The organism is Massilia luteola, from assembly GCF_034420155.1.
GTDB lineage: Bacteria > Pseudomonadota > Gammaproteobacteria > Burkholderiales > Burkholderiaceae_D > Telluria > Telluria luteola.
Window position 1 is genome coordinate 1 of record NZ_JAXOFN010000056.1, and the last position, 15742, is coordinate 15742.

General features: G+C 68.7%; 18 protein-coding genes. 9 read left to right on the top strand and 9 right to left on the bottom strand.

The annotated features are described in order from the left end of the window. On the top strand, positions 1–252 hold a 252-nt coding region (locus U9J41_RS28640; protein WP_322405584.1), incomplete at its 5' end, for a transposase. 15 nt (positions 253–267) lie between these two features. Here the strand turns inward: U9J41_RS28640 and gluQRS are convergent. Further along, a complete protein-coding gene (gene gluQRS / locus U9J41_RS28645; RefSeq protein ID WP_322405586.1) occupies positions 268–1161 on the bottom strand; it encodes a tRNA glutamyl-Q(34) synthetase GluQRS in 894 nt (297 codons plus the stop codon). 164 nt (positions 1162–1325) lie between these two features. Here gluQRS and U9J41_RS28650 point away from each other — a divergent pair, with 164 nt between their 5' ends. The 5 genes from U9J41_RS28650 to U9J41_RS28670 are packed head-to-tail and all read left to right on the top strand — an operon-like array spanning position 1326 to position 8382. Beyond that, entirely contained in the window at positions 1326–3176 is a 1851-nt protein-coding gene (locus U9J41_RS28650; protein WP_322405587.1) for an IucA/IucC family protein, read from the top strand. Continuing rightward, on the top strand, positions 3173–4381 hold the full coding sequence (locus U9J41_RS28655) for an MFS transporter (RefSeq protein ID WP_322405588.1): 1209 nt from the start codon (positions 3173–3175) through the stop codon (positions 4379–4381). Before U9J41_RS28650 ends, U9J41_RS28655 begins: the two co-directional genes overlap by 4 nt. After that, positions 4378–6486: a TonB-dependent receptor gene (locus U9J41_RS28660; RefSeq protein ID WP_322405589.1), complete on the top strand. Its 2109-nt coding sequence runs from the start codon at positions 4378–4380 to the stop codon at positions 6484–6486. The genes U9J41_RS28655 and U9J41_RS28660 overlap by 4 nt, the downstream gene beginning before the upstream one ends. A 12-nt stretch (positions 6487–6498) precedes the next feature. Then, entirely contained in the window at positions 6499–7650 is a 1152-nt protein-coding gene (locus tag U9J41_RS28665; protein ID WP_322405590.1) for a PepSY-associated TM helix domain-containing protein, read from the top strand. Positions 7651–7680: 30 nt separating this feature from the next. Further along, positions 7681–8382: an SOS response-associated peptidase gene (locus tag U9J41_RS28670; protein ID WP_322405591.1), complete on the top strand. Its 702-nt coding sequence runs from the start codon at positions 7681–7683 to the stop codon at positions 8380–8382. Here U9J41_RS28670 and U9J41_RS28675 read toward each other — a convergent pair. Beyond that, positions 8374–8868, bottom strand: a complete 495-nt coding sequence (locus U9J41_RS28675) for a nuclear transport factor 2 family protein (RefSeq protein WP_322405592.1) — start codon at positions 8866–8868, stop codon at positions 8374–8376. The genes U9J41_RS28670 and U9J41_RS28675 overlap by 9 nt on opposite strands. Positions 8869–8958: 90 nt before the next feature. Between U9J41_RS28675 and U9J41_RS28680 the strand changes: the two genes are divergently transcribed. Beyond that, positions 8959–9315 (top strand): hypothetical protein, encoded by a 357-nt coding sequence (locus U9J41_RS28680; RefSeq protein ID WP_322405593.1) that lies wholly within the window; start codon positions 8959–8961, stop codon positions 9313–9315. An 11-nt stretch (positions 9316–9326) separates the two neighbouring features. On the opposite strand, the gene U9J41_RS28685 is transcribed toward U9J41_RS28680, so the two are convergent. Then, on the bottom strand, positions 9327–9890 hold the full coding sequence (locus U9J41_RS28685) for an isochorismatase family protein (RefSeq protein ID WP_322405594.1): 564 nt from the start codon (positions 9888–9890) through the stop codon (positions 9327–9329). 128 nt (positions 9891–10018) lie between these two features. On the opposite strand from U9J41_RS28685, the gene U9J41_RS28690 reads away from it, so the two are divergent. Then, entirely contained in the window at positions 10019–10618 is a 600-nt protein-coding gene (locus U9J41_RS28690) for a TetR/AcrR family transcriptional regulator (protein WP_322405595.1), read from the top strand. Here U9J41_RS28690 and U9J41_RS28695 read toward each other — a convergent pair whose 3' ends face one another. Continuing rightward, complete coding sequence (locus tag U9J41_RS28695) at positions 10619–11596, bottom strand: hypothetical protein (RefSeq protein WP_322405596.1); 978 nt, start codon at positions 11594–11596, stop codon at positions 10619–10621. A 137-nt stretch (positions 11597–11733) separates the two neighbouring features. Between U9J41_RS28695 and U9J41_RS28700 the strand changes: the two genes are divergently transcribed. Beyond that, entirely contained in the window at positions 11734–11985 is a 252-nt protein-coding gene (locus tag U9J41_RS28700; RefSeq protein WP_056442269.1) for a DUF3297 family protein, read from the top strand. 61 nt (positions 11986–12046) lie between these two features. On the opposite strand, the gene U9J41_RS28705 is transcribed toward U9J41_RS28700, so the two are convergent. The 5 genes from U9J41_RS28705 to U9J41_RS28725 form a co-directional block, all read right to left on the bottom strand. Then, positions 12047–12607, bottom strand: a complete 561-nt coding sequence (locus U9J41_RS28705) for a TetR/AcrR family transcriptional regulator (RefSeq protein ID WP_322405597.1) — start codon at positions 12605–12607, stop codon at positions 12047–12049. Continuing rightward, positions 12604–13140 carry a dihydrofolate reductase family protein gene (locus U9J41_RS28710; protein WP_322405598.1) on the bottom strand — a complete coding sequence of 179 codons (537 nt, stop codon included), beginning with the start codon at positions 13138–13140 and terminating at the stop codon, positions 12604–12606. Before U9J41_RS28710 ends, U9J41_RS28705 begins: the two co-directional genes overlap by 4 nt. Before the next feature lie 114 nt (positions 13141–13254). After that, entirely contained in the window at positions 13255–14556 is a 1302-nt protein-coding gene (gltA, locus tag U9J41_RS28715) for a citrate synthase (protein ID WP_322405599.1), read from the bottom strand. An 85-nt stretch (positions 14557–14641) separates the two neighbouring features. Continuing rightward, the gene (locus U9J41_RS28720; protein WP_047823985.1) at positions 14642–14908 is read right to left on the bottom strand and encodes an FAD assembly factor SdhE; all 267 of its coding nucleotides are present in this window, start codon (positions 14906–14908) and stop codon (positions 14642–14644) included. A gap of 150 nt (positions 14909–15058) precedes the next feature. Further along, positions 15059–15742: succinate dehydrogenase iron-sulfur subunit (locus U9J41_RS28725; RefSeq protein WP_322405600.1), on the bottom strand; the 684-nt coding region annotated here is incomplete at its 5' end.

The following is a 15742-nucleotide window of genomic DNA, read 5'->3' on the forward strand; positions in this document are numbered from 1 at the left end:
GGTACGTCGGTGCATAAACGTCCTCGCCTATCCAAGGCTGGCCCATCGCACCTGCGCAAGCTGCTTTACATGCCAGCCGTCGTGGCCCGGCGCTTTAATCCCCACATCAAATCCTTCAGCGAGCGCTTGCTCGCTAAAGGCAAGTCCAAGATGGCCGTGATCGGTGCCTGCATGCGCAAGCTGGCCCACCTGTGCTTTGGTGTTGTGCACTCAGGCAGGCCATATGACCCGAATACGCCATGTGAGGCTTGACGCGCAAGACGGTATCTACAAATTCAATGCGGCCCATGCAGGGACGGCGGCCCGCCAGAATTCGTCCAGCGATCCTGCGCCGCCCACCTCCAGCCCCAGAAACCCCGCCGCCTGCCGCAGCGCCGCCACCGCGGCACCTTCATCGCCCGGCCGCACGGCCAGCGCGCCCGTCTGCTTGGACAGCTTGTCGCCATCGGCATTGCGCACGACCGGCACGTGCAGGTAGCGCGGCGTGGGCACGTTCAACAGCCGCTGCAAAAAGATCTGGCGCGGCGTGGAATCGAGCAGGTCGGCGCCGCGCACGACGTCCGTGACGCCCTGCTCGGCATCGTCGACGACGACGGCCAGCTGGTACGCCCAGTAACCGTCGGCCCGCTTCAGCACGAAGTCGCCCGACTCGCTGGCCAGATGCTGGCTGACGACGCCCGCCAGGCGATCGTGGAAGGTGATGACGTCCGCGCCCGCCTCCGGCACGCGCAGGCGCAGGCTGCGCGGGCTGCGTCCCGGCGCGAGGCCGTGGCGGCAGGTGCCCGGGTAGAGGGCGGCGCCGTCGGGCGCGAAGCCGAGGCGCGAATCGGCGATCTCGCGCCGGTTGCAGCCGCACGGGTAGACGTGGCCGGCCAGGCGGTCGTAGGCGGCCTGGTACAGGTGCTTGCGGCGGCTCTGCCACACAACGTCGCGGTCGGATTCCATGCCCAGGCGCCGCAGCAGGTCGAGGATCTCCTCGGCGGCGCCGGCCACGCTGCGGCCTTCGTCGATGTCTTCGATGCGGATCAGCCAGGTGCCGTGGTGGGCGCGCGCGTCGAGATAACTGGCCAGCGCGGCGACCAGCGAGCCCGCGTGCAGCGGACCCGTGGGCGATGGGGCGAAGCGGCCGACGTAGGCGCCGGTTGGTGTCGTTGCGTTCATGGAGGCGCCACCTTAGCACATCGCGGCGGCGCCCTGTGCGGCCCCGGTCTCGGCACCGGACCTGACATGCGCACGGCGCATCGTCGCGCCTTTCAGTTGAGAATGGTATTGAGAATGATTCGCGTTTACGTTATGCTGCATTCCCGTTATTGAGAAGGCAAGCCATGAACGCGATACCGACCCCGCTCGAATCCACCGATCACCTGCTCGACGCCGTCGCCACGGAACTGGCATGGTCCGAGGCGCGCAAGCGCAGCCTGCAGCGGACGTTGCAGGCGCTGTTCCGCGAACACCTCCTGAACCGGGAACAATTGATCACGGAAGGTGCCGGGTCCTGGCTCCCCCTCTGGTCGCAGCAAGGCATCTTGCGTTTCGAGGGTCTGAGCCTCGGCCGCATCGGCGACTGCCGGCTGACGGGCAGCGTGTCGTACTACGCCACGGGCGAGCGGCCGCAGCCGGTGACGCATGCGGCCGCCTTGCTCGCTTGCGTGGCCCCTTCGCTGCCGGGCCATGGCGCGGACCTGCAGCGGCTCGTCCACGAACTCGACAACAGCCTCGCGAACGACGTACTGTGCCTCAGTTACCGCCGGACGTGGGGCCAGTCGCTGCGCGCCGAACTGGGCGGCGCGGACGCCTATTTCATCGCCGCGCTGCGGCGCTCCAGCCACGCCAATCCCGCGCTGCTGCTGGAACAATGGGGCACGCTGGGCCACCCGTGGCATCCGACGTTCAAGACCAAGCTCGGCCTGTCCGCGGACGAGGTGCTGGCCCTGTCGCCGGAATTCCAGCCGACCTTGCGGGTGCCCCTGGCCGCCATCCGCGCGCACAAGGCCCGGACCACCTTCGCGGCCGGCGACGGCGACTACGCCGCCTGGTTCGCGCAACACTTCCCGGAAAGCGCGCGGCGCTGGGAAGCCGCTTTGGCTAAGCTGGGCGAGCGTGCCGCCGGCTGGCTGCCCCTGCCCCTTCATCCGTTCCAGGCGCGCAAGGTGATCCCGCAGAAGTTCGCGGCCGAGATCGCGCAGGGCGACCTGCTGCTGCTCGACGGCGTGGTCCTCGACGCGACGCCGACCATGTCGTTCCGCACCGTCGTCCCGGCCGGCTCGCCGGCGCTGCCGCACCTGAAGCTGCCCGTGTCGCTGCGCCTGACCAGCGTCCAGCGCACGGTCTCGCCCAAGTCCACCGTGATGGGCCCACGCATCACCCGCCTGCTCGCCGCGATCCTCGAGCGCGAAGACGGGTTTGGCGGCACGCTCGACATCGTGCGCGAAGACGTGGGCCTGCACTACATCGACCCGCAGGACGACGACGACCGCGCGCGCCACCTGGCGATCCTGTACCGCGCCAATCCGATGGCCAAGGGCGCCGGCGGGCGCTTCCCGGTCCCCGTCGGCGCCCTGTTCGCGGAGTCGCCGTTCAGCGGCCGTCCGCTCGCGACGGAGCTCGTGGCGCTGGCCCACGGCGACCATGCCGCGGGCGCCGTCGCCTACTTCGGGCGCCACGCGCGCACCGTGCTGACGGCGCTGCTGTCCGCTTACCTCGTGTACGGCATCGCGTTCGAAGCGCACCAGCAGAACAGCTTCATCATGCTCGACGACGGCTACGACCCCGTCCAGCTGCTCGCGCGCGACTTCGGCGACCTGCGCATCCACGGCCCCACGCTGCGCCGTGCCGGGCTGGCGCTCGACGTCTATCGCGCCGGCTTCACCGTGTACGACGACGACGCGCCGGTGCGCGACAAGCTGCTGCACGCCGTCCTGCTGTGCCACCTGTCCGAACTGGCGCTGCTGCTGGCGCGCGCCTACGGCCATCCCGAGCACCACTTCTGGGACGTCCTGCGGCGCACGATGGACGAGGTGTTCGCGGGCCTGCGCGCGCGTGTGCACGAGCGCCGCTGGCAGGCCGAACGCGCGGCGCTGCTGGCCCACGACTGGCCGGCCAAATCGTTCCTGCGCATGCGCCTGCTCGACACGTCGGACGACGTGCACGGCACGATGCCCAATCCGCTCGCATGACCACCGCGCGCTGGCTGTTCGCGCTGCAGCTCGTGGCGATGGGCGCCATGGAGATGAGCGGCCCGTTCTGGCCCCTGCACCTGCGCCGCCTGGGCGGCCTGGCGCCCGCGGGGCTGGCATGGGCCAGCGCGGCCGCCTACGCCGGCCCGCTGGCCATGGCGATGTGCACGACGCCGTGGTGGGGCCGCCTGGGCGACCGGGTCGGCCACAAGCCGATGCTGCTGCGCGCCCTGCTCGCGCTTGCGGCCACGCAGTGGTGGATCGCGGCGACCGACAGCGTGGCCGTCATCCTCGCCGTGCGCCTGCTGCAGGGCGCCCTCGCCGGCACCATCGCGGCGGCGCAGGCCTACGGCGCGCGGCTCGTGACCCGGGAAGCGCGCGGCGCGCTGATGGCGCAGCTGCAGGCGGCGACGGCGATCGGCGCCGTGGCCGGTCCCGTCCTCGGCGGCTGGCTGTTCGACGCCTGGGGCTTCCGCACGGTGAACGTATGGGCGGGCGCCGCGTGCCTGCTGTGCGCGGCGGTGGCTGCCGCGGCTTTGCCGCCGCTGCCGCCCACGGCCCCGCCGCCCGCCGCGCAACCGTCCGCGGCGCGCCCGCGGCCGGCCGACCTGCCGGACACGATGTACGGCCTGCTGCTCGGCATCGTGCTGGTGCAGGCCGGGAAGATGATGCCGCAGACCTTCTTCGGCCTGTATGCAAGCGAGGTCCTGCACGTGTCCAGCCGCGTGACGGGGCTGTGCTACGCGGGCACCGCCCTCGGCCTGTGCGTGGCCGCGCCGTTCTGGGCGCGGCGCTTCGCGCGCATGGCGCATGCGCGGGTGCTGGCGCAGGTCGAATGGATTCTGTGGGCGTGCGTGGCCATCGTCGCGGTGCAGGCGGCGGCGTCCGACGTCGGCCTGTTCCTGCTGGCGCGCGTGCTGTGGGGCGCCTGTCTCGCCGCCCTGCTGCCCGTGTTCTACGGCCTGCTCTCGCGCGCCGCGGCGGACGACGAACAGGGCTGCGTGCTCGGCGCCGGCAACGGCGCCGCCAAGGCGGGCGCCCTGCTGGGCGCCGGCGCGGGCGGCCTGGCGCTGGCCTGGGTGCCGCTGTCCGCCATGTTCTGGACCGTCGCTCTGCTGTATGCCGGCGCCGCCGTCGGCATGCGCGCCATCCGTATCCGATCCAGCCATTTCCAGCACCTTCACACACCAACAGGGATTTCATGAATCACGCACTTCGTCCTTTACCGTACCTCGTCGCCATCGCGTGCAGCTTCTGCGCGCAGGCCCATGCCGAAGAACCCACGATGCCGGAGGTGATCATCAAGGACAGGAAAATCGATGCCGGCTCGTACGACATCCTCGACGCGACGACGGCAACCAAGATCAACGTGCCCCTGCGCGACATTCCGCAGACCGTCAACGTGGTGCCGGCCGTCGTGCTGCACGACCAGAACGCCTTGTCGCTGCAGGACGCGCTGCAGAACGTGCCGGGCCTGTCCTTTTCGGTCGGCGACGGCCAGCGCGACCAGGTGACGATCCGCGGCTTCTCCGCCATCAGCGACCAGTTCGTGGACGGCGTGCGCGACGATGCGCTGTACTTCCGCGACCTGTCGAACATCGAGCGCGTGGAGGTGCTCAAGGGACCGGCCTCCGTGCTGTACGGGCGCGGGTCGGCCGGTGGCCTCGTCAACCGCGTGACGAAGAAGCCGCTGGCCGATCCGCTGCTCGAGGCGGGCGTCACGCTCGGTTCGCGCGGGCAGCGCCGCGGCGAGTTCGACGTCGGCGCGGCCGGTGCCGGCAAGGACGTCCTGTTCCGCCTGACGGGCGCCGTCGAGGATTCGACCGGCTTCCGCGACCGCTACTTCCTGCGCCGCCAGGCGCTCGCGCCGTCGGCCACGTTCAAGCTCCGGCCGGGCACGACGCTGACCCTGCAGGCCGACTACCTGCACGACAAGCGCCTCGCCGACCAGGGCGTGCCGAGCTACCACGGCCGCCCCGTCGACGTGCCGGTCGAGACCTATTTCGGCGCCGCCAACGGCACCGCGCGCGCCTTCGTCCAGAGCGACGTCAAGAGCGCGACCGCGACGCTCGACCACGTGTTCGCACCCAACTTCAAGCTGCACACGGTGCTGCGCGCCTATGACTACGCCCTCGACCGCAATTACACGTCGATCGGCGCCATCAAGGACGGCGCCGCGCCGACCGTCGCCATCGGCCAGAGCCACCGCCTGCGCGACGAGGACGGGCGTTACCTGCAGAACGAACTGTCGCAGCAGCTGGACTGGGGCGCGACGAACCACCAGCTGCTGTACGGCGTGGAGGTCGGCCGCCAGAACAAGGCCGAGGTGCTGCGCTCGCGCGGCAACGTCGCGACCTACAGCCTGTTCCATCCCGTGCTCGTGGACCTGCCGGTGCTGCCGGACACTGTTGCCGCGAGCGCCGACAACCGCAACCGCGTCGACATCGCCGGCCTGTACGTGCAGGACCTCGTGGCGCTGTCGCCGACGTGGAAGATCCTGGCGGGCGTCCGCTACGATCACCTGAAACAGGACCGCGACGACCGCACGGCGAAGAGCCTCGACCTGCACCGCGTCGACGACACGTTCTCGCCGCGCCTCGGCGCCGTCTACCAGCCCACGGGCCGGGTCGCGCTGTACGCGTCGTGGAACCGCTCGTTCCAGCCGATCTCCGATTCGTTCTCGTTCCGCGCCAACAGCGATACGCTGAAGCCAACCCGGACCGTCAACAAGGAAGCGGGCGTCAAGCTCGACGTGTCGGCGCGTTCGAGCCTGACGGCGGCGCTGTTCGACATGACGCAGACGAACATCCAGGTGGCCGATCCGGCCAACACGAATTTTTCGCTGCCCGTCGGCCGCCAGCGCACGCGCGGCCTGGAAATGAGTTTCAGCGGCGAGCTGGCGCCCGGCTGGGATGCGATCGCCGGCTATGCGACCATGCGCGGCACGATCGAGGACTCGACGGAACTCACCACGGCCGGCACGCCGTTCGAAGGCAACACGGCGGCACTCACGCCCCGCCACACGTTCAATGCCTGGATCAAGCACAGCCTGGACGACCGGTTCTGGGTCGCCGCCGGCGGGCGCGCCGAATCCGCGCGCTACGCCTCGCCCGACGATCTGACGACCCTGCCCGGCTACGGCGTCCTGCAGCTCGGCGCCGGCTACGACGGCGGGAAGGTCGACGTGACGGTCACCGTGAAGAACGTCGCGAACCGGCGCTATTTCGTCGCGGCGCACAGCGGCGCGAACGACTACAACATGCCGGGCGAGCCGCGCTCGGTGCTGGTCGGCGCGCGCTATCGCTTCTGACATGGCGACATGATGCGCGGCACACTCCGTACCTGGTTCCGGCGCCTGCACCTGGCCGTGGCGCTCGTCTTTGGCTGCGTGTTCGGCCTGTCCGGGCTCACCGGCTGCGCCCTCGCGTGGATGCATGAACTCGACGCCATGCTCAATCCGGCGCTGTTCCACGCGGCGCCGGCGGCCGGCCCGCTCGCGCCCGCGGCCGTCAAGCGCATCGTCGACCGGCTGGCGGCCGACCCGGCGTACGGCCGCCCCAGCCAACTGACGCTGCCGGCGCGCGGCGGCGAGGTGGCGGTCGCGTGGTATCGCCTGCCGCCGGCCGGTGGGCGCGGGCCGTTCACGCTGGACCGGTCGCGCCAGGTCATGGTCGACCCGGCCAGCCTGGCCGTCACGGGCGAGCGCGTGTGGGGCGAAACGGGCCTGTCGCGGCCTTTGCTGATGCCGACCTTGTTCCACCTGCACCGCTACCTGCTGGCCGGCGCCGCCGGCAAGACGGTCATCGCCGCCTCCGGCCTCGCGCTGCTGTTCATGTCCGTGGCGGGCCTCGTGCTGTGGTGGCCCAGGGCGAACCTGGCGGCGTGGCGCAAGGCGTTCGCCGTGGCGTACCGGGGCTCGTGGCCGCGCTTCAATTACAGCTTCCACCGCGCGGCCGGCGCGGTCGTCGCGCCGGTGTTGGCGGTGCTCGGCTTTTCCGGCTGCCTGTTCAACCAGCCGCAATGGATAAGGCCCGTCGTGGCCAGCGTGGCGGCCATGTCGGCGCAGGACAAGCCGAAGCATGGCGCGGAGGGCGACGTCGGCGTGGCGCGCGCGGCGCAAGCGGCCGGCGCTCTGTTCCCGGCCGCGCGCGTGTCGCGCATCGGACTGCCCGCGACGCCGGGCCTGCCGTACGAGATCCGCCTGCGCCAGCCCGGCGAAGTGCGTCAGGGCGACGGCAACACCCGCGTCACGGTCGATGCGACGACGGGCCGCGTTCTGCGCGTGCGCGATCCGCTGCACGCGCCGGCCGGCGACGCCTTCATCGACTGGCAGTTCCCGCTGCATACGGGCGAAGCGTTCGGCACGTTCGGACGGATCGTCATCAGCGTCGTCGGCCTGGCGCCGCTCGCGTTCCTGGTGACGGGCCTGGCGGTCTGGCGGCAGCGCCGCAAGGCACGCGCGGCGGCGTGGTGACGGGCGCGTTTTTGTGTCAAACTGGGCGCCATGTGCGTCAACTACCGCCCTCCGCTGCCCGAACAACTCGACATGGTGCTCGGCACCCTCGTCGACCTGTACCGCGACTGGGACTGGCCCAGCGAGACCTGGAAAGACTACACCGCGCCGATCATGCGCGCCGGCGCCGGCGGCGAACGCAAGCTGCAGCTGGCGAGCTACGGCATGGTGCCGCGCCGGCACATCCCGCCGGGCGTCAAACCGTTCGACACGATGAACGCGCGCGCCGAATCGCTGGGCGAAAAACGCTCGTTCGCCCCGGCCTGGCGCCGCGCCCAGCTGTGCGCCGTGCCGATGACCTGCTTCTATGAACCCTGCTACGAAAGCGGCCGCGCCGAACGCTTCGGCATCGGCATGGCGGACGACAGCCTGTTCTTCGTCGCGGGCCTGTGGCGCGAGTGGTCCGAGGCCGACGGGTCGATCGCGGCGGCGTTCACGCAGATCACGATCAACGCCGACGACCACCCGCTGATGCGGCGCTTCCACAAGCCGGACGACGAAAAGCGCGCGCTCGTCGTGCTGCCGCCGAACGACGTCGACGCCTGGCTGCATTGCCGCGATCCGGAACTGGCGCGCAGCTTCCTGCGGGCGTATCCGGCGCAGGCGATGAAGGCATGGGCGGAGCCCAGGGCGCCCGCCGCGAAGGCGGCCGCGCAGACCCCGCCGGGGCAGCAGAACCTCGAATTATTTTGATGCGGGGGCCGCCTCGGCCGCCTTCACGACCTCGATCACCTGTTTCGCCACCCCGTTCGGCACCGCCAGCGACAGCTGGTAATGCACGATCTCGAATCCCGCTTGCGTCCTGCGAATGACGCCGCTGGCCATGCAATGCCCCATGTTTTCCGTGTCGAGCAGCTCGTCGAACCAGATCAGCGCGCCGTCCGGCGTCGCATACACGTTGCGCCGCGTGGGGTGGAACACCCAGGCGGCCTGCTTGCCCTCGAAATACTTGCGGCCCCATTCGCGGAAGGCGTCGCGCTGCCACAACTCGCCGCGGTCGGTGCCGATGTAGACGCCGTCGGGCGCCATCTTGTCGAAGTAGCGCATGCGCGCGTGCGCGGCGTCGTCGTGCCAGCCGTCGACGAAGGCATTCACCTGCTGCGCGAGCGCCGGGTCGATGCCGGCGGCATGGGCGAGCGACGCCACGAACAGGCAGCACGCGAGGATCAGCGATTTCATGTTGGGGGTCCTTTCCGGGGCGAGAAAGGTATTGTGTAACGAAACGTGCCGGTTCAACAACTCCGGCCGGACGGGTGTACATTTATCGACATGAGAACCTTCGTCCTCGCCGCCCTGCTGACGGCCATCTCCTCCGGTGCGTGTGCCACGGACCAGGCGCAGCCGCCGGCATCCATCCGCCTGCGCCTGGACGAGGACGCCATCCGCAAGGCCGTGCGCGAGACGCTCGCGGAGATGCCGGCGCCGGCGCGGGACCGCGGCCCCGTGCTGAGCGGCGATCCGGCCCATGAGAAGTTCAGCCGCCAGTTCGACGACGCCCGCGTGCCGGGATGCTGGGGCCCCGACGCGCTGAAGCACCAGCCGGCACAGATCGGGCCGATCGGCCTGGGCGGCATCCTGGCGCTGCCGTTCTGGGGCGCCGCCATCGCCACCGGCAAGTGCCGTTAGGCGCAGCGGCGTCAGGCCGGCAGCGCGGCCAGCAACTGGTCGGTGCTGCGCACCCGGCCCATCGTCGGGAACATCTGCTCGAACGCGAAACGGTGCATGTCGGCGGTGAGCGTCGACGTGGCGTCTTCGGCGAACACGATGTCGTAGCCGAGGTCGTGCGCCGCGCGCGCCGTCGTCTCGACCCCGATGTTGGTCGCGACGCCGCCCAGGATGATCGTGCGGATGCCGCGCCGGCGCAGGATCTGGTCGAGTTCCGTCGCGTGGAACGCCCCCCACTGGCGCTTGGTGACGAGGAAATCGCCCTCGCACATACCGGCCTCGGGCAGGATGTCGCAGGCGTTCGGCGGGAAGCTGTCGGGACGGGCGCGCGGCCGGTCGACCGCGTGCGTATGGATCTCGCCCAGCGCGACGCGCACGTACACGATGGTGGCGCCGGCCGCGCGCCAGGCGGCGGTCAGGCGCGCGGCGTTGCTCACGACATGCGCGGACGGATGGGGCGCCAGTTCGCGCGCCAGGATGCCGTGCTGGAGGTCGATGAGGACGACGGCCGTGGATCGGGGTTGGAGATCGGTCATGGGAATCCAAAAGAGAGTTATGCGAGGACATCCTCGCAAAAGATAGTAGAGGATACCCTCGCATAAGTCAAACATGAGGCCGTGTCATGACGTCGCTATAATGCAAGCCTCATCCAGGACACCTATCCATGACAGCATCGCCACCCGAGGCGGCGCGCGGCGCCGCGCCCAAGCGCCAGCGCGGCCACGAGCGCGTCGCCGCCATCCTCGAGGCCGCCGGCAGCCTCTTCCTCGACAAGGGCTACGACGCGGTCACGATGACCGAGATCGCCGCCAGTTCCGGCACCGCGATCGGTTCGCTGTACCGCTTCTTCCCGTCCAAGGAGACCGTGGCCGACGCGCTGCTCGGCACCTATGTCGAACGGCTCGGCGCCGGCCTGGCCGCGCTGCGCGCGCGCGCGGACGCGCTGGCGCCCGCCGACCTGGCGGATGCCCTCGTGGATGTCATGCAGGAGTTGCGCGCCCGGCGCGGCGTGGCGCTGGCGCTGGTCGACGCGCGCGGCCTGGAAGCGAGCCGGCATCAGGTGCGCGAGACGATGCTGGCCAGTCTGCGCGGCCTGCTGGACGCGGTGCTGCCCGCCCTGCCGCCCGGGCGCGCCGACCCGATGGCGCTGGCGCTGCTGCACGTCCTGAAGGGCGTGGGCCAGGTACCGCAAGGGGAGCCGTACGAACGGGCGCTGCTCGACGAATACCGGCGTCTGTTGCGTGCGTATCTGCTGATGGGCTGATCAGGCGCGCCGCGACGTGGGCAGCGGACGCACGTCCGGCACCGCCGCGTCCCGGCGCGGCAGGCCCAGCGACACGGCGAACGGGATCAGGAAGGGATACAGGGCCCATACGATGCGCCCTTCGACGCGCACGCTCAGCGCCGCGTACAGCGGCGGCAAGGCCATCAGCACGAGCAGGCCGCGCAAGGGCGCGATGCGCGGCGGGGCGCGCCAGATGCCGACGATGGCGAGCGGCAGGACGAGGCCCGCGCAACCGGCGAGCGACAACAGGCCGCGCGTATCGTCCAGCAGCGCACGCACGGTGCCGAGGTTGGGCACCCAGGCGTAATGCGGCAGGCCTGGAATCAGCCACCAGCGCACCGCGACGAGCCACCCGGCGGCGGCGGCCAGCGCCGCGAGCCCTTGCGGCACGGCCACCTGGCGCATCACGAGCAGCCAGCCCAGCAGGAGAATGTTTTCTTCGCGGATCGCGGTCGCCGCCAGGCCGGCCGCCAGCGCGAGGCGCGGCTGCCCCGTCAGCACGGCGAACACGAACAGCATGCGCATGCACACGGAACCCGGATCGACGAGCAGGTAAGGCGCATACCAGAACGTCGGCAGCGACAGCACGACGAGCAGCCCCGCCGCCAGCGCCCGCAAGGTGCCGAAGCCCATGCGCCGCACGGTCGCCGTCGCGAGGCAGGCCGTCGCGGTGACGAAGATCCAGTTCAGCGCGGCGAACGTGTTGTGCAGGTCGCCGGGCAGGAAGGCCGCGAGTGCCGGGACGGCCAGCCGGTACGGAAACGGCGCGCGCAACGCCTGCAGCGGGATCTCGCCGCGCACCCAGCGGGCGGTGTCGAAATAGGCCAGCGAGTCCTCGACCGTGCCGCCCCAGCGCCACAACATGATCGCGAGGGAAAGAAAAGCGAAACCGCCGATCACGAACGGCCAATTGAAACGTCGGGGGGTCCGGTAGACGTCGCCTGAATTTTGTGCCATGGTGCTGACTGTCGGGTTAACAATCTTGCGAGCATAGCGAAATGTCGCCGACGCGTCTACATCAAGTGTTCAATAAGGCAATGATTCCGGTGATGCGGCGCTCGCGCGCGCGCCGGGAATCGTGGATAATTCCGGCCATGAACGACACTACCCAACTCCCACCCCTGCCCGACCGCCTGTCCATCGACCCGAAGAGCCCGCACCACAATGCGGAAGTCTTCAAGCACCCGGTCGGCATCCGATTCAACGGCAAGGAACGCACCGACGTCGAGGAATACTGCCTGAGCGAAGGCTGGATCAAGGTCGCCGCCGGCAAGACCCTGGACCGCAAGGGCCGTCCGATGCTGATCAAGCTGAAAGGCGAGGTCGAGGCGTATTACGCTGTCTGACCTTGAATCGATAACGGGTTGATGCGACGGCCGCCGGAGTGATCCGGCGGCCGTCGTTGTTTCAGGCCGTGGTCAATTGCGCCAGCAGGCAATCGAGTGCCTGCCGGTACCCGGCCCGCAACGCCTCCACCCTCGCCGCATCGGTCCTGGCTGCGATGAGCGCAAGGCCACCGCCGTGCGCGTGGTCGACGAGAATATCGCGCCATACGATGTGCCCCGGCGTGACCGCCGCGAGCAGCGCGGTCAACCGGTCGGTGATCTCCCGGCTGGCGCCCGCGAAGGCCGCCGGCTCGGCAAAGATGGCCAGCGTCAGTTGCGGATGGGCGACGACGAGGTCGTAATACCGGGTCAGCAGCATCCGTATTCCGGCAACGGGGTCGCCGGACTGACCGACGCCCGACAGCACGTCGCCATACACCTGCTCCGACAGCGCCCGTAGCAGTCCGGCCCGGTCCGTGACATGGTGGTACAGGCTCATCGGCGTGACGCCCAGCCGCGCCGCCAATGTCCGCATCGTCAACCCAGCCCCACCCTCCTCGCCGAGCAGGGCCAGCGCGGCGTCCACGATGGCCTCGCGCGTGACGCCTTGCCCGCGCGCGGGACGGCCGCGCGGGCGCGTCATGGCGGCAGCCGGTAGGTGGATTGCACGAGCCCCGATGGGAAACTACGACTGTCGACAAGGACCAGGTCGCGGTCGTGCGGGAGTTCCCCGAACAGTGGACGGCCCGCGCCGATCAGGACCGGAACCGTCGTGACGACCATGTCCGCGATCAGTCCCGCTCGCAGGAAAGCTTGCACGACGCGGCCCCCATCCACATATACGCGGCGGGCGCCCTCCCGCTCCAGTGCGCGCATGGCCTCCGCGGGCGTGAGGTCGACGAAGCGCACCTGGCCGCGCAGCCTGTCGGGGACGGGCGCATCGGCAAGCTGGCGCGACAGCACGATCACGGGCCGGTCGTACGGCCACGTGTCGAACGTCGCCACCATGTCGTAGCTGCCGCGTCCCATCACGATCGCGTCCTTGTCCGCAATGAAGGCGGTATAGCCGTGGTCCTCCCGCGGGTCGTCGCGTTCGAGCAGCCAGCGGATGTCGCCATCGGGACGTGCGATATAGCCATCGAGGCTGGTTGCGATGAATACGTGTCCGGTGATCATGGCGTTCCCCTTATTTATACACTGTATATTTTAAAGGTATTACATCCGGCCTGCGCGCCCCGAATAAAAAAAAGCGAGCCCGCAGGCTCGCTTTCCGATGACGACAGAAGCGGATTAACGCTTGTCCATCGCCGGCACGTCGCGGCGCGGCGAACCGACGAACAGCTGGCGCGGGCGGCCGATCTTCTGTTCCGGGTCGGCGATCATCTCGTTCCACTGGGCGATCCAGCCGATGGTACGGGCCATCGCGAAGATACCGGTGAACAGCGAGACCGGGATGCCCAGGGCCGACTGCACGATGCCCGAGTAGAAGTCGACGTTCGGGTACAGCTTGCGCGACACGAAGTAGTCGTCGTTCAGGGCGATCTTTTCCAGTTCCATCGCCAGCTTGAACAGCGGGTCGTCCTGCAGGCCCAGTTCGTTCAGCACTTCGTAGCAGGTTTCGCGCATCAGCTTGGCGCGCGGGTCGAAGTTCTTGTACACGCGGTGACCGAAGCCCATCAGCTTCACGCCCGAGTTCTTGTCCTTGACCTTCTCGATGAAGCCAGGGATGTTCTCGACGGTGCCGATTTCCTTCAGCATGTTCAGTGCGGCTTCGTTCGCGCCGCCGTGTGCCGGGCCCCACAGGCAGGCGATGCCGGCTGCGATACAGGCGAATGGGTTGGCGCCCGACGAGCCGGCCAGGCGGACGGTCGAGGTCGACGCGTTCTGCTCGTGGTCGGCGTGCAGGATCAGGATGCGGTCCAGCGCGCGGACGAGGACGTCGTTGACCTTGTACTCTTCGCACGGGTTGCCGAACATCATGCGCATGAAGTTCGCGCTGTACGACAGGTCGTTGCGCGGATACACGAACGGCTGGCCGACCGAGTATTTATAAGCCATCGCGACGAGGGTCGGCAGCTTGGCGATCAGGCGGATGGCCGAGATCTCGCGCTGGTTCGCGTCGTTGATGTCCAGCGAGTCGTGGTAGAACGACGCCAGCGCGCCGACCGTACCCACCAGCACCGACATCGGGTGCGCGTCGCGGCGGAAGCCGCGGAAGAAGAATTGCATCTGCTCGTGGACCATCGTGTGCTTGGACACGGTGGTGACGAATTTTTCCTTCTGCGCGGCGTTCGGCAGTTCGCCGTTCAGCAGCAGGTAGCAGCTCTCCAGGAAGTCGCAGTTGACGGCCAGCTGTTCGATCGGATAGCCGCGATACAGCAGCTCGCCCTTGTCGCCATCGATGTACGTGATGGCCGACTGGCAGGCGGCGGTCGACATGAAGCCAGGGTCATAGGTGAACTTGCCGGTCTGGCCGTACAGCTTGCGGATGTCGATGACGTCCGGGCCGATCGTGCCCTTGTAGATCGGCATGTCTACCGATGGGCTGCCGTCCGAGAACGACAGAGTGGCTTTGGTATCAGAGATGTTCATGGCACTTCCTTCTTTGGGAGGTGGGTACAAGATAAAAACGAAATCTTCCGGTTTCGTTACCGGCGTCCGTGACAGCGTGGACGCCTCAGGCTTGCCGCAGCCGCGCCACCAGGGCACGCACGTGCGGCAGGTCGACCTCGCCTTCGGGCTCGGCGCGCCCCAGCAGCAGGTCCATCAGCGGGTTGTCCGCCAGGTCCAGCAGACGGGTCAGCGCATCGACTTCCTCGTCCGTCAGTTCTTCTTCATGCGCGTCGAGGAAGCGCGTGAGGATCAGGTCGTTCTCGAGCAGGCCGCGGCGGGCACGCCAGCGAAGGCGGGCACGGTTGGCTGGGTCGGATTGATGCGTTTTCACACTAGAGTCCGTTGTTGGGTCAACACTATACTCCGGCTGCGGGCAGTCGACAGTACGGTAGTTTTACTATATTTAAGCAATATTAATTGCGTTACGCCGGCATTTGGTGGGCACGGGTGCCCACGCGGACGTCATGCATGGACGACCGGCTCAGATCGCCCTGCGCACCAGCAATTCCTTGATCTTGCCGATGGCCTTGTTCGGGTTCAGACCCTTCGGGCACACGTCCGTGCAATTCATGATCGAATGGCAGCGGAACAGGCGGTACGGGTCTTCCAGGTTGTCCAGGCGCTCGGCGGTCGCTTCGTCGCGCGAGTCGGCGATGAAGCGGTAGGCCTGCAGCAGCCCGGCCGGACCCACGAACTTGTCCGGATTCCACCAGAACGACGGGCACGACGTCGAGCAGCACGCGCACAGGATGCACTCGTACACGCCGTCCAGCTCTTCGCGTTCTTCCGGCGATTGCAGGCGCTCTTTCTCCGGCGGGATCGAGTCGTTGATCAGGTACGGCTTGATCGAGTGGTACTGCTTGAAGAAGTTGGTCATGTCCACGATCAGGTCGCGGATGACCGGCAGCCCAGGCAACGGACGCAGCACGATCGGCTGCGTCAGCTCGTTCAGGTTCGTCGTGCACGCCAGGCCGTTCTTGCCGTTGATGTTCATCGCGTCCGAACCGCACACGCCTTCGCGGCAGGAGCGGCGCAGCGCCAGCGAATCGTCGACGTCGGCCTTGATGCGCTGCAGCGCGTCGAGCAGCATCTTGTCGGTGTCTTTCAGCTCGACGGTGACGTCTTGCATATAGGGCTTCGAATCCTTGTCCGGATCGTAGCGGTA